Below are 13,235 nucleotides of genomic sequence, written 5' to 3'. Positions count from 1 at the left end.
CGAAGGGGCAGCCGCCGTTGCGGCTGCCCCTCATACGCTGATCATCGACTCGCTGTCGAACCATTCGCGGTCGACAGCCGCCGCAACGAAAGGCCTGATCAGAACTGGAGAGACCAGGCGTCGATCTTGCCGGTGTCGATCGACGCGTTGTCGTGGACCCGGAGCTTCCACGTGCCGTTCGCGATCTCGGATGTGGCGTCCACCGTGTACGCGGTGATCAGGTTGTCACTGCTGCCGCCCGTGCCGTAGCTCTTCATGCGGTAGGCCGTGCCGTCCGGCGCGATCACATCGACCTGCAGGTCACCGATGTAGGTGTGCTTGATGTCGACCGAGACGGAGAGGCCCGACGGCGCGTTGCCGCTGACACCGCTGACCGTGATCGGGGACTCGGTGGTGGCGTGGTCGTTGATCGCGTAGTCGGCGGTGTTCTCGAACTTCGGGCCCGGGGGCTGGGAGCTGCCGCCGGCGACGTTCAGCAGCCGGTTCGGCGAGCCGGTCCCGGGGCTGGTCACGACGCCCGTGCTGGCGGCCGCAGTGAGGGCGCTGGAGACCTGCGCCGGGGTGGAAGAGGGGTTGTCGGCCAGGTAGAGCGCCGCGGCCCCGGCCACGTGCGGGGCGGCCATCGACGTGCCGGAGATGGTGTTCGTGGCGGTGTCGTTGGTGTTCCACGCCGAGGTGATGGAGGAGCCGGGCGCGAACAGGTCCAGCGCGCTGCCGTAGTTGGAGAAGCTGGATCTGGCGTCGGTGTTGGTCGTGGAACCGACCGTGATGGCCTCACTCACCCGAGCCGGTGAGTAGTTGGAGGCGTTGGCGTTGGAGTTGCCTGCAGCGACGGCGTAGGTGATACCGGAGGCGATGGAGTTGCGTACCGCCGTGTCCAGGGCGGTGTCGACTCCGCCGCCGAGGCTCATGTTGGCGACGGCCGGCTTGACGGCGTTGTCTGTCACCCAGTCGATGCCGTCGACGACCTGGGCGGTTGTGCCGGAGCCCTGGTTGTTGAGCACCCGTACGCCGACGACCTTGGCCTTCTTGGCAACGCCGTACGAGCTCCCGGCCACCGTGCCGGCGACGTGGGTGCCGTGGCCGTGACCGTCCTGGGCGGTGTTGTCGTTGTCGACCGCGTCGTAGCCGTAGCCGGCACGACCGCCGAAGTCGGAGTGGCTGATCCGCACGCCGGTGTCGATGATGTACGCGGTGACACCGCTGCCGGCGGAGTCCGGGTAGGTGTAACTGTTGTTCAGGGGAAGGGACTTCTGATCGATGCGGTCCAGGCCCCAGGACGGCGGGTTCGGCTGAGTGCCCGATATGGAGAAGGTGCGGTTCTGCACCACCGATTCCACAGCGGGATCTCCCGCGAGCTTCTTGGCCTGTGCCTCGGACAGTTCGACGGCGTAGCCGTTCAGCGCCGCGCGGTAGGTCCTCTCGATCTTCGCGGAGAATCTCTTCGCCAGCGCTCGGCCCTTGGCCGAATCGGCTTCCGCCGCGGCTTCGTCGAGGATGACGATATAGCTGTCCTTGATGGCTCCGGGTGCTCCGGCGTTCAGGATCCGGCCTTCCGTACCGGCTGCCGGCGATGCGACTGCCGGGAGCGCCGGACCGACGCCGAGCGCAAGTGCTGTCACTGCTGCGGCCGCAGCCGCGCCAACGAGTCTTCGCCGGGAATGACGCATCACTGCCATGTGAGGGGTCCTTCTCATCGGTGGTGCGCAAGTGGGGGACGTGCCCGGGACCAGCCGTCAGCGAAAGGCGTCCGGGGCCGGGCACAGTGGTGCCAGGGAGGGGGAACGGGTGGTTCGGTTACCGCGGCACACAGGCATTGCATGCAGATCATGAGCATGACAGATCAGTGCTGCCACGACACCCGCGATGACTCAGCGGCTGTCGTTAGCGAAAGATTGACGCATCAGTAGAAAACAAGCAAGACTTCGTCACGGGCCGTCACATGAGCGACATAAATGGACGGGATGTCACCACGGATCCCCGGCCTCGGCTGGAGCGGCCGGCACCACGACATGGCGTGAGATGACCGGCACTCAGTAGCGCGGCATGTTCGGGATCGCCTTCTCCGCGAGTTCAATGAGCGCCTCCACCTTCGGCAGGTCGGCCTCGACCTCTTCCGCGGTCACCGCGGGAGCCTCCGACGACCGGTACTCCACTTCGTTGCGGCGGGAACGCATGCGGTTGAAGGGCCGCAGGATGGACCCGAGCGGGGGATCGAGCTGTGCCTGCACAGCCTTGTAGACGGCGGTGTGCCCGCCGCGACTGGTGGTCCGCAGGCCCTGGTTCTGCAGTACCGCCGCCAACGCCCTGCGCGCGGCGTCGTACGCCAGCGTGTACGCCCCTTCCGGGTCCATGGCCAACAGCCGCTGCGCAGAGCCGACATGGGTACGCGCCCGGGTCAGCTCGGCCTCAGCGGCCGGCCGTGAAGCGGGGACGCGCTCCAGCTCGCCGCCGCCGATGAGCGCGTCGATCGTCGTCCGACCTTGATTCCAGCGGGTCATTGCCCCTCCTGGCCGAGGTTCAACTGGACCAGCGGACGCTCGCGAACGCTGGTGAGGAACGGATCATCCGTGCGGCCACGCCACGCCTCGGCAGTGACCCGATGCATGTTGACCTCACGGCGCAACCGCCGAGACACGTCCTCGGCGATGTCGAAGAGGGCGTCAGGATCGGGATCACCCACGACGAGGACATCGACGTCAGCGGGCGGCGGCCCCGGCTCGCCGTTGTACCGCGCGGCCCACGAGCCGTAAATGTACGCGTGCCGCACGCCTTCGAGGCCCGCCAACGCCTCGGCGAGCAAGGGCAGGGGGCCGAATGATACGGACATGAGGTCGCTCAGCGGGCGATACAGCGGGGTGTCCGTACGTGCCGTGACCAGACGACTGCGCCCCACTCGCCGGTCGGTCAGGATGCCGCCGCCGACCAGCCGGTCAACCTCGCGGAGGACAGTCGTGGGCGTCACCCCGAAGTCGGCGGCAAGCTCGGTGATGCTGTATTCGCGCTCCGGGTGCAGAAGCACGAGAGCCAGGAGCTCGCCTTGCAGTCGAGACCGCAGGATGGGCAGGAGACTCGGCGAAACTTTCATTGGACGCAGCATATCCTGCATCCAATGAAAGTAACAGTGGGCAACCGATCGCCACTGTCGGGTCGACGCAGCGTCACACGTTGAACCGGAACGTCCACCACAACGCTCTCACTTGCGGAAACAGGCTTCCGAGAGATCCAAGTCAGCGCAGAATCAGCACGGGGGCGCCATCCCGGCACCCTGCGGCTCAGAAGCCCCTAGGCATCCCTACACGGCTTGCGTGCAGTCACCCGCGCGTGCCTCCGCCGAGAGCTGGCCGCCATATCGAGGGGCGCGGGCTGCATGGAGGGTTCTGCAGGACCTCCCGGCAGCGATGCCAGGCACGGGGCACAAGGTGTCCATAGACCCGACACGACATGTGACTCCGGGCGTCGGCCTGGTGCCTCGCACCTACCGGCCGGGACGGTGAACCGTTCGGCTGCCGGGTCTTCTCTTTTGTCGACCGTCAGCCGCCGGACCGGGACTCGATCTGCAATCCCGTGAACTCGGCCCGTGGGCTGACGATAAGCGACTGCTGCGCCTCGACCGTCTCGAGTGCGAGCCGAGGCAGTGGCACGTTCAGCGGCAAGAAGTCCGGCAGGAGATCGGCGGAGAGCGAGAGACGAACAGGCACCCCGGCCACCCGCAGCGTGCCGCTGAGGGAGGGGAGGTACAGGTCCACGTCTTCGATGGTGATGTCGAAGCCGAGCCCGAGCCCAGGGCCCGTCTGCACCGTGTCGAGCCGATAGCCCTGCAGGGAGACCGACGCCGCGTGCATGACGAGGACCTTGATCCCGCCCTCGGTGGTGGGCAGTATCCGGCTTCCCTTGATCTCCAGTGCGCGGGCGTCGAGTTTCGCGGCCCTGATGTTCGGCGGGAGCAAGGTGGGGAGAGGCAGGTCCTTGTTCTGCCCCGGCGCTGGGGGCACCGCCGTGTGCTTGATCTCGCCGGACGTTTCGGGAAGGCGCCCGAGGCTTGTGCGAGAGGGGTCGGGAGACCCTTCCGAGGGGTCGGTCCCCGGGTCCGGCCGCGGACCCGGGGGCGCTGGGGAAGGCTCCGGGGAGGGATCCGGCCCCGAGGGCGGGTCGGTGCACGGGGGTGGGGCAGGCGGCCACGGCAGAAGCCAGGGCAGTCCGTCGGGCAGGCATGGCTGCGCCTGGGCCGGGGCGGCGGTCACGAGGCTCAGCAGGAAGGCCGCGCAGGCGAGGGTGCCTGCGCGTAGCAGTCGGGGCGGGGTACGCCGAGTCACGACTTGGTGCCGCGCACCGCCCGCACTCCGTCCGTGCGGGGCCTCGGCCCGGTTGGCGGTGGCATTGGTGCGTACGACGTCAGCCGCATACTCACCGGCCGGGATCTGCTCCCCGTCCACGCCGCGCGGGTCCTCCTTCCCACCCACTTCCGTCGTGTTCCTCTTCCAAGAGTGGGCGGTTCCGGTGGGCCCATACCTGCGCGAGCCGCCGCCGGGCCGCTCGCCGTCCGACCCGTCCTCCCTCGGGCCTTCCGTCGTCGGTGGGCCGGGGCATTCGGTGCCGTGTCCGCCGCCCCCACCGGAGTGTTCGGCTGCCGACGCGGGGCGCCAGCCGAAGGCCATGCTCGATCCGAGGACGCCGAGGATCATGCCGATGCCCAGGCCGCCGAAGTTGGTGGTGGCGAAGGAGATGACGGAGAAGGCGGCGGATACGACCGCGGTGAACACACGATGATGCGGAAGAAGCCAGAAGACCGCCCCTGCGGCGAACAGAACCACTCCGACCCCGAGCGCTGTCGTCGCCGCCGGGCCGGCGGTGAGCATGACCTCCACAGGGGCGAGCGGCGGCGCGACGATGAAGCAGCCGCCCGCCAGCACCCAGAGTCCGGCCCAGAACGGTCTGGTGCGCCGCCAGTGACGGAAGTCCGCCCGCAGCCTTGTCAGCCGCATGCCCTTGCCCCTCGCTTGATGCTGAGGCCGAGACCGGAAAGCTTGAAGCTGCCGCTGGTGAGGGTGTGCGCGGTGGTGCTGAAATCCTCCAGGGACATCCCGGACGCCTGCAGCCCGAAGCGTCCCTTCGGCTCTCGTCCGCCCTCCCCTGTCCTGGTCAGCCGGGAGGCATCCACGCCGACTTCGACCTGCGAGAGGTTGCCTTTCGCACCCACGAGGTCGGTGGCGTCAGCGGTGAAGTCTTCCACGGTCACCGGGTCGGCGCCGCCGGACTTCAGACTCAACGTCACATCCCCGATGACGGGGAGGTGCGTGACCTGGGACAGGCACCGGCTGCGCAGGGAGGCCGAGCCGAACGCGAGCCGGATGGTCTCCAGGTCCTTGCTGTCGGCCGAGGTGACAGTGGAGGGGAAGCCGACCATCTGACGGCCGTCGACGCCGTCGGCGGTGACCTTGAACTGCTTTCCCGAGACGCCGAAAACTCGCAGCCAGGGCACCTTGCGCCATGGCGACCGTCATCGCCGCGACCGCGAGCACGGACGGCACCATCAGCAGGCTCGCCTGCCTCCAGCGGGTCCCGCCTCGCCGGGCAGCCGGGGGGCACGCCTCCCAAGGGTGGTCCCGGTCTCTCGGTGTCATGCAGGTCGTGTCTCTTCGTCGAGCGGTACACGGTGCCTCCTATCGGTTGTGGTCATCAGTGCCGGGCCGGATTGGACGGCGCGCCGGTCGGTGGAGCAGGTGCGGGTCCATGTCGGCCGGCGGCGGTCCGGCGCCGAGGTCGGCGGGGCAGTAGCCGGCGGGGTATCCGGGGTAGCCGCGCGGGTGGACGGAGCGGGTGAGGGCGGCGTCACGGCGGGGCGGGAGCAGGCGCACCACGCTGGCCCGGCCGCGCAGGGCGGCCCGTACCGCTCTGCCTGCCCAGGCCGGGGCCGCGGACAGCCCCAAGGCGCTGAGCGTGGGCTGTTCGAGCAGGCTGCGCACCGCCGCCTCGGCCGTGCTCCGCAGCGGCCTCGGGTACCGGGAGCGGAAGAGGTTGATGGTGTACCGGCCGATCGCTTGGTTGGCGAGGCAGTAGTCGAACCGCTCGTGCTCAAAACGCTGTTTGAAGTCGCGGAATCCGGCGTAGTCCGGTGGGATGTCCCGGATGCCCATGCGGCGGCCGATTTCGCCGTAGTAGTGGAACGCGGCTTGCCGCTCGTGGGGATGGAGGGGGCGCCAGCCGAACTCGTCGATCCAGTAGATGGGTTCGTAGACGAAGGTGGACAGGACGTACAGCATGTCGTCGTTGCTGATCGAGTACTGGCGGTGCATGCCGTTGATCACGCGGAGCGCTTCCTTGCCGCGCGTGGAGTCGTATCCGTGCTCCGCAAGCTCGGCCATCAGCAGGGCGGTGTCGTCGTAGCGTTTCTGCGGCCGGTGCTCGAACTCCCCTGTCGCCGCGAGCAGTCCGGAGATGCTGGGCACGCAGAAAGTGCGCAACAGGGCCAACTCCAGGGCGCGCAGGTAATCCCACGGGAACTCGTGTCCCGACGAGATGCGATAGATCTCCTGCGCGTCGGCGAGCGGGTCGAGGTCGGCTATGCGGGTCAGCCAGTGGTCGCGACGCATGTGCTCTCCTTGCGGTGGACACTTCGGCGTATCGCCGTGTGTGCGTGCGGATGGAACGCCCGTCAGGCGCCGGTGAAGCGTGCCGGTCGGTGCTCGCGGAAAGCGCGGACGCCTTCGGTGAAATCGGCGCGCTCGAACAGCCGGAGTTGTCCGGCCCGTTCCTGTGACAGGGCATGGTCGAGACCGGCGAGGGCGCTCGCGCGGAGGGCTCGCTTGGTCTCGGCGTAGGCTGCGGTTGGGCCGGTTGCCAGGGCGGCGATGACCTTGTCTGCCTCGGCGGCCAGTTGGTCGTCGGGGACCACGGCGGAGATCAGTCCCCAGTCGAACGCCCGCTGTGCCGGGACGCGTTCGGCGAGCAGGGCCATGCGCGCCGCGCGGGCCCGGCCGATGGCGGCCGGGATGGTCGCGGTGGTCCCGCCGTCCGGCATGAGTCCGACGTTCGCGAAGGCCAGCAGGAAGTAGGCTGACTCCGCCGCCCAGATGAGGTCACAGGCGGTGGCGATCGAACAACCGACCCCGGCCGCCGGGCCGTTGACGACTGCGACCACGGGTTTCGGCGCGTCGGCGATGGCGCGGATGAGGCGGTTCGCGGCGTCGATGCCGTCCTCGGTGGCGCCGCTCGCGTCCCGGACCGCTCCGGAAACGCCCGCCGAGGCCATGCCATGGCCCACATCGGTCAGGTCCGCGCCGGTGCAGAACGCCCGGCCGGTGCCGGTGAGTGTGATCACCCGTATCGCGGGATCCGCGGCGGCCTTCTCGACGGCGTCGGCCGCGGCCCTCAGTACGGCGGCGGTCAGGGCGTTGAGCCGCTGCGGACGGTTGAAGACGATCCGCAGCACGCCGTCGTCTTCGTCGGCGAGGAGATACGGTCGGCCGGTCACCGCCCGGCTCCCTCGGTCACGGCGGTGCGACCAGGAGCCTGCCCGGCAGCGACGATCGCCGCGAGACGGCTCTCGATCAGTGCCGCCGCTTCGGTGACGATGCGGGTGACCAGGTCGGCCACGGTGGGGATGTCGTGGATGATGCCCTGCACCGCGCCCGAGCTCCAGATTCCGGCTTCGAGGTCGCCCTCCTCGAACACCTTTCGGCCGCGCGCTCCGGCCACCAGGTCGCGTACGTCGTCGAACTGCCCGCCGGCGTCGAGGATTTCCACCACGCGCCGGCTGACTCCGTTGCTTGCCACCCGGGCGGTGTTGCGCAGGGGCCGGAAGATCAGCTCGGTGTCGCGTTCGGTGTTGGCGACGATCTGCCGCTTCACCCGCTCGTGCACCGGTGCCTCGGTGGTGCACAGGAATCGGGTGCCCATGTTGATGCCGTCGGCGCCGAGTGCCAGGGCCGCCACCAGACCGCGGGCGTCCGCGATGCCGCCGGAGGCGAGGATCGGCACGGTGAGCCGGTCTGCGGCCGCTGGGATGAGCACCAGGCCGGGTATGTCGTCCTCGCCCGGGTGGCCCGCGCATTCGAAGCCGTCGATGCTGACCGCGTCCACGCCGAGGTGCTGCGCCTTGACGGCGTGCCGGACGCTGGTGCACTTGTGCACCACTTTGATCCCGGCGGCGTGGAAGGCGGGCAGGTGATCGGCAGGGTTGGACCCTGCCGTTTCGACGACCTTGATGCCTGACTCAATGATCGCCTGCCGGTACTCCTCGTACGGGGGCGGGATGATGGCGGGCAGGATCGTCAGGTTCACGCCGAACGGTTTGTCGGTCAGGTCGCGGCAGCGCCCGATCTCCTTGACCAGGGCTTCCGGGGTGGGCTGGGTCAGCGCGGTGAGGAAGCCCAGGGCGCCGGCGTTGGCGACGGCAGCCACGAGCTCCGCGCGGCCCACCCACTGCATGCCGCCTTGGACAAGGGGGTACTCGATTCCGAAAGTTTCGGTGAAACGAGTCGTCAGCATGAGGCGAAGAGTCCCTTCTGGGCGCGGGCACGGGCGCGGTGAGCAGTCACCGCGCGCGGCCGTGTATGCGGGTCAGGGCGGTACGCAGCAGGCGCATGGCAGCGGGGCTGCGCCGGAAAGTCGGCAGGGTCATGCCCGGCACCGGGAATCGCCGGCGGGCAATGGCCTGGGTGCGGGTGAAGGTGAGAAGCCCTTCCAGGCCGTGAATGCGGCCGAAGCCCGAGTCTCCGACGCCGCCGAAGGGCAGGGCAGGGATCGCCGCGTACGCCAGCATCGCGTTGACGGAGACCGTTCCGCAGCGCAGCCGCCGGGCGATCGCCTGGCCGTGGCGCCGGGAGAACACCGTGGCGCCCAGGCCGAAGCGGGTGCCGTTGGCCAGTCGTACGGCCTCCTCGGCATCGTCCACGGTGCGGACGACGACCAGCGGGCCGAACGTCTCCTCCCGCACCGCCGGATGCGACTCGGGTACGTCGACGAGGACGACCGGATCGACGTACGGCGGGCGCAGGGCGTCGAGGCCGCCGACCAGTGCGGTGCCGCCGGCCTCGAGCGCGCCGGTGAGGTGGCGGCGTACCACGTCGATCTGGTCCGGAACCGTCATCGGGCCGTAGGCGTCGCCGGCGCGGATGCCTTGCAACTCGTCGCGGAGCGCGGTGAGGAAGCGCTCGGCCACCGGCCGCTCCACGTACACCCGTTCCACCCCGATGCAGGTCTGGCCGGCGTTGCTCATCGCGCCCCAGGCGACCGCTTCGGCGGCGGCGGTCACGTCCGCGTCCTCGGCGACGATCACCGGGTCCTTGCCGCCGAGCTCCATGAGCACCGGCGTGAGCTGCTCGGCCGCGGCCGCCATGACCTTCTTGCCGGTTGCGGCCGAGCCGGTGAAGGCGATCAGGTCGGCCCCGGAGGCAACCAGGGCTGCGCCCGTCCCGCCTTCGCCGAAGACCGCGGTCAACACCCCGTCGGGCAGAGTGGGGTTGGCCGCCGCGAAGGCGTCAACGTAGAACTTCGCGACCGCCGGGGTGTGTTCGCTGGGCTTGAACACCACCGTGTTCCCGGCGGCCAGCGCGTAGGTGATCGATCCCATCGGCGTGTTCACCGGGTAGTTCCACGGGCCGATCACCCCGATGACGCCGAGCGGATGGCGTTCGACGCGGGCCTGGCAGTTGGCCATCAGCACCCCGGGCGACACCCGGCGCGCGGCGACCGCCTGACCTGCGTGCCGGGCGGACCAGCGGATGTGTCCGAGCGCGAGCGCCAGTTCCAGATAGGCGTCCTCGGCCGGTTTGCCGTTCTCGGCGTGCACCAGCTCGCACAGCACGTCGGCGTCGCGGACCAGTCGGGCGGCCCAGCGCAGCAGGGCCCGGCGTCGCTCGCGCCAGTTCAGTGCGCTCCAGTACGCCGCCGCCCGGCGGGCCTGGTCCACTGCGTCGTGCACCTGGGCGGGGGTGTGCAGGGGCAGTTCGGCGACGAGGTCCCCAGTGGCGGGGTTGAGCGAGCGCAGCCGGGGCTCCTCGCAGACCGCGGGCATCGTGTGCTCCACTGCGGTCACCGCTGTCACAGCCCGAAGGTCTTGCCGATGATGTCGCGCTGGATCTCGCTGGTTCCTCCGTACACGGTGGACACCACCGTGGAGCGGAGCATGCGCTCCATCCCGTACTCCAGCGCGTAGCCGTAGCCGCCCATCATCTGCATGCCGTCCAGCGCCACGGCCTTGGCGAGCTCGGTGGCCTTGAGCTTCGCCATCGACGCCTCGCGCGGCAGCATCCGCCCGGGGGCGGCGTCGATGCGGCGCGCCACGTCGTGCACGAGGAGGCGGGTGCACTCCAGTTCCGTGGCATGGTCGGCGAGCCGGTGCCGTAGCGCCTGGAAGGTGCCGATGGGACGGCCGAACTGGTGGCGCTCCTTGACGTATTCCACGGTGTCGTCGAAGGCGCGCCGGGCGGTGCCGAGCATGTGCGCGGCCAGGATCATCCGCTCCAGGTTCAGCCCGGCCATCAACTGACTCCAGCCCTGCCCGACTTCGCCGACCACAGTGTCCTCGGGCACGAAGCATTCAGTGAAGTAGAGATCGTTGACGTCGGGCCCTCCGAGGGTCTCGATGCCGTGGATCTCCAGTCCTTCGGTCTCCGGCGGCACGGAGAACATGGTCAGGCCCTCGTGTTTGGTGCCGGATGTGGAGGTGCGGGCGACCAGCAGGATGTGCTCGGCCAAGTGGGCGTTGGAGCACCACGTCTTCTGGCCGTTGATCACCCAGCCGCCGTCGCGCCGTTCGGCCTTGCACGTCAGCGCGGCAACATCCGAACCCGCGCCGGGCTCGGACATCGAGATGGCCAGGACCTTGCCCTGGAGGAAGTCGCCTAGCACCCGCCGCTTCTGCTCCTCGGTGCCGAACTTCTGGTACGAGGCCGCCGCGATCGCCGACGTGGAGATACCACCGATGGGGGCCTGCCAGTACGCGGTGGTCTCCAGGAACAGCGCCAGCTCGGCCATGCCCTGGCCCCCGCCGCCGTACTCCTCGGGCACCGCGATGCCCAGCCAGCCGAGCTCCGCCATCTTCCGGTACAGCTCGGGGTTGTGCTGGTGGCTGCCGCCGCCGGTGAGTTTGTCCCACTGCTCGCGGGTGCCGAACTCGCGGCGGCAGAAGTCGGTGAGCGCGGCGGTGAAGTCCCGCTGCTCAAGGGTCAGTAGGTCGGTCACGAAAGACACCTCTTCTTCCAGGGCCAGGCGGTCAGCGGGGTGCGTACAGGGCGGGGGCGGGGTGCGTTCAGGGCTGTCAGCGGGGTGCGTACAGCGCGTCGATCTCGTCCGCGTACCGCGCTTCGATCACGCGCCGCTTGAGTGAGAGCTTGGGGGTGAGCTCCCCGGTCTGAGGGCTCCAGGACCGGTCGAGCACGTGGAAGGACTTGACCTGTTCGGGCCGGGAGAGCACCGCGTTGGCCCGCTCGACCGCGGCGGCCAGTTCCTTGTGGACGTGCGGCTCCGCGGCCAGTTCCCTGATGTCCTCGGCGGGCAGCCCGTGGGCCCGTGCCCAAAGGGGCGCGGCCTCCTCGTCGAGCACCAGCAGGGCGGTCAGATAGGGGCGGCGGTCGCCGACGACCGCGGCGTAGCCGATCAGCGGGTGGGCCCGCAGCAGGGACTCCACGCGGCTGGGCGCGATGTTCTTGCCGCTGGCGGTGATGATGAGTTCCTTCTTGCGGTCGGTGATCCGCAGCATGCCGTCGGGGTCGAAGGTGCCGACATCGCCGGTGGCCAGCCAGCCTTCGTCGTCCACCGCCGGTTCGATCCGGCCGTCCGCCTGGAGGTAGCCGAGGAACACCAGCGGCCCGCGTACCTCGATCTCACCGTCGGCGGCAAGGCGTACCTCCATGCCCGGCACGGGCAGCCCGACGGTGCCGGCCCGGTAGCGGTCCGGGTAGGTGCTGGTGGCCGCACCGGTGGTCTCGGACAGGCCCCACACCTCCATGACGGTCAGGCCCAACGAGCCGAAGAACTCCAGGACTTCGGCCGGGATCGGGGCGGCGCCGCTGCCGAGCCGGACCGCGTCGGCGAGCCCGAGCTGCTCGCGCAGCAGGCGCAGCACCGTGGCGTCAGCTTCGGTGAGGGCGGCGGCGAGGTCGGGCGGCAGGGCGGTGCCGTCCGCCCGGATCCGGTAGGCCCGGCCGGCCGCCTCGCGTGCGGCATCCACGGCGGCCCGGCGCGGCTCGTCGAGCCCGGACAACACTCCTTGAAGGGCGGCGGCGAACTTCTCCCACACCCGGGGCACCCCGAAGAAGCCCTGCGGGCGCACCGCGGTCAGGGTGGGCAGCAGCTGCGCCGGGTCGGGGCAGATCGTCACATGGCCGGCCGTGTAGACCGGCAGGTACATGCCGAGCGCCCGTTCGGCGATGTGTGCCAGCGGCAGGTAGGCGATCAGCCTGGGGTGCTCAGGGCCTGCGTTGATCAGATCCTGGGCGGCGCACTGGTAGACGGCGTTGCGGTGCGAGAGCACCACGCCTTTCGGGTCGCCGGTGGTGCCCGAGGTGTAGATCATCGCGAGCGGGTCGTCCTGCCTGATGGCATCGGTCCACTGCTGGGCGCGCTCGGGATCGCCATGGTGCCGTTCCCCGCCCTGGGCGACCAGTTCGGCGTACGAGACGCAGGGGAAGCCCGGGGCCGCGGCGGCCGGGTCGAGCAGCACAACGGCGCGCAGGGACGGCATCGCGGCCAGCGCCGGACGCCAGCGCTCGACCTCCGCGGCCCCCTCCAGAACCACCACCGTCGCCCCGCTGTGCAGGGCGACCTGCCGGATCTGCTCCGGGCTGAGCGTCGCGTAGGTGGTGCACGGGATGGCGCCGAGCTGTACGGCCGCGAAGTCGATCGCCCAGTGCTCGGGGCGGCTGGACATCGCGATGAGCATGCGGTCGCCGCGCCCAAGGCCGAGCCCGTGCAGCCCGTGTGCGGCGGCCAGCACTTCGTCGGCGAGCTCCTGCCACGTCCAGGTCAGGCGGTTCGCCCCGGACGGGCCGGTCAAGGCCGGCAGATCGGCGAACTCGGTGGCGTTGCGGTGCAGCAGGCGTGGCAGGGTCCACGTTCCCACCGCGCGGGTGATGTCGGATTCCGTGACCATGAGCGGCTCCCTTCGTCGAGCGCCGGGCACGTCCCATATGACAGACCCAGTCCCGAGTACCTGTCAAGAGATGCGAATCGTGACTTACTTAATTCGATGTCATAACAGGTCACTGCGAGAGCGAGAAGTGACAGCTCAG

11 protein-coding genes are annotated in these 13,235 nt (G+C 69.7%); all 11 read right to left on the bottom strand.

Translation table 11 applies throughout. From position 1 onward, the window contains the following. Positions 1–98: 98 nt before the first annotated feature. The 11 genes from ACTWQI_RS16365 to ACTWQI_RS16315 all read right to left on the bottom strand — a co-directional run bounded on the left by ACTWQI_RS16365 (position 99) and on the right by ACTWQI_RS16315 (position 13,096). Complete coding sequence (locus ACTWQI_RS16365) at positions 99–1,679, bottom strand: S8 family serine peptidase (protein ID WP_443271104.1); 1,581 nt, start codon at positions 1,677–1,679, stop codon at positions 99–101. 354 nt (positions 1,680–2,033) lie between these two features. Further along, positions 2,034–2,501: a hypothetical protein gene (locus tag ACTWQI_RS16360; protein WP_443271102.1), complete on the bottom strand. Its 468-nt coding sequence runs from the start codon at positions 2,499–2,501 to the stop codon at positions 2,034–2,036. Continuing rightward, positions 2,498–3,109 (bottom strand): ArsR family transcriptional regulator, encoded by a 612-nt coding sequence (locus tag ACTWQI_RS16355; RefSeq protein WP_443271100.1) that lies wholly within the window; start codon positions 3,107–3,109, stop codon positions 2,498–2,500. Before ACTWQI_RS16355 ends, ACTWQI_RS16360 begins: the two co-directional genes overlap by 4 nt. Positions 3,110–3,533: 424 nt before the next feature. Beyond that, positions 3,534–4,985, bottom strand: coding sequence for a DUF6114 domain-containing protein (locus ACTWQI_RS16350; RefSeq protein WP_443271099.1), 1,452 nt, complete (start codon positions 4,983–4,985; stop codon positions 3,534–3,536). Beyond that, on the bottom strand, positions 4,976–5,482 hold the full coding sequence (locus ACTWQI_RS16345; RefSeq protein ID WP_443271098.1) for a DUF6230 family protein: 507 nt from the start codon (positions 5,480–5,482) through the stop codon (positions 4,976–4,978). The genes ACTWQI_RS16350 and ACTWQI_RS16345 overlap by 10 nt, the downstream gene beginning before the upstream one ends. A 181-nt stretch (positions 5,483–5,663) precedes the next feature. Further along, positions 5,664–6,593 carry an oxygenase MpaB family protein gene (locus tag ACTWQI_RS16340; protein ID WP_443271097.1) on the bottom strand — a complete coding sequence of 310 codons (930 nt, stop codon included), beginning with the start codon at positions 6,591–6,593 and terminating at the stop codon, positions 5,664–5,666. A gap of 62 nt (positions 6,594–6,655) precedes the next feature. After that, the gene (locus ACTWQI_RS16335; protein ID WP_443271096.1) at positions 6,656–7,474 is read right to left on the bottom strand and encodes an enoyl-CoA hydratase-related protein; all 819 of its coding nucleotides are present in this window, start codon (positions 7,472–7,474) and stop codon (positions 6,656–6,658) included. Continuing rightward, a complete protein-coding gene (locus tag ACTWQI_RS16330; RefSeq protein WP_443271095.1) occupies positions 7,471–8,490 on the bottom strand; it encodes an NAD(P)H-dependent flavin oxidoreductase in 1,020 nt (339 codons plus the stop codon). Before ACTWQI_RS16330 ends, ACTWQI_RS16335 begins: the two co-directional genes overlap by 4 nt. A gap of 46 nt (positions 8,491–8,536) precedes the next feature. Next, complete coding sequence (locus ACTWQI_RS16325) at positions 8,537–10,048, bottom strand: aldehyde dehydrogenase family protein (protein ID WP_443271094.1); 1,512 nt, start codon at positions 10,046–10,048, stop codon at positions 8,537–8,539. Beyond that, positions 10,045–11,187, bottom strand: a complete 1,143-nt coding sequence (locus ACTWQI_RS16320; RefSeq protein ID WP_443271093.1) for an acyl-CoA dehydrogenase family protein — start codon at positions 11,185–11,187, stop codon at positions 10,045–10,047. Before ACTWQI_RS16320 ends, ACTWQI_RS16325 begins: the two co-directional genes overlap by 4 nt. 76 nt (positions 11,188–11,263) lie before the next feature. Then, positions 11,264–13,096, bottom strand: a complete 1,833-nt coding sequence (locus ACTWQI_RS16315) for an AMP-dependent synthetase/ligase (RefSeq protein WP_443271090.1) — start codon at positions 13,094–13,096, stop codon at positions 11,264–11,266. Between the last annotated feature and the right edge of the window lie 139 nt (positions 13,097–13,235).

The sequence above is a fragment of the Streptomyces sp. KR80 genome (assembly GCF_052245555.1).
GTDB lineage: Bacteria > Actinomycetota > Actinomycetes > Streptomycetales > Streptomycetaceae > Streptomyces.
This window is presented reverse-complemented; position numbering and strand designations above follow the sequence as displayed.

Excerpts from the sequence above, each read along its gene's own strand:
- ACTWQI_RS16340 (WP_443271097.1), bottom strand. The coding sequence starts at position 6,593 with ATGCGTCGCGACCACTGGCTGACCCGCATAGCCGACCTCGACCCGCTC.
- ACTWQI_RS16355 (WP_443271100.1), bottom strand. The coding sequence starts at position 3,109 with ATGCAGGATATGCTGCGTCCAATGAAAGTTTCGCCGAGTCTCCTGCCC.
- ACTWQI_RS16360 (WP_443271102.1), bottom strand. The coding sequence starts at position 2,501 with ATGACCCGCTGGAATCAAGGTCGGACGACGATCGACGCGCTCATCGGC.
- ACTWQI_RS16350 (WP_443271099.1), bottom strand. The coding sequence starts at position 4,985 with ATGCGGCTGACAAGGCTGCGGGCGGACTTCCGTCACTGGCGGCGCACC.
- ACTWQI_RS16330 (WP_443271095.1), bottom strand. The coding sequence starts at position 8,490 with ATGCTGACGACTCGTTTCACCGAAACTTTCGGAATCGAGTACCCCCTT.
- ACTWQI_RS16365 (WP_443271104.1), bottom strand. The coding sequence starts at position 1,679 with ATGGCAGTGATGCGTCATTCCCGGCGAAGACTCGTTGGCGCGGCTGCG.
- ACTWQI_RS16315 (WP_443271090.1), bottom strand. The coding sequence starts at position 13,096 with ATGGTCACGGAATCCGACATCACCCGCGCGGTGGGAACGTGGACCCTG.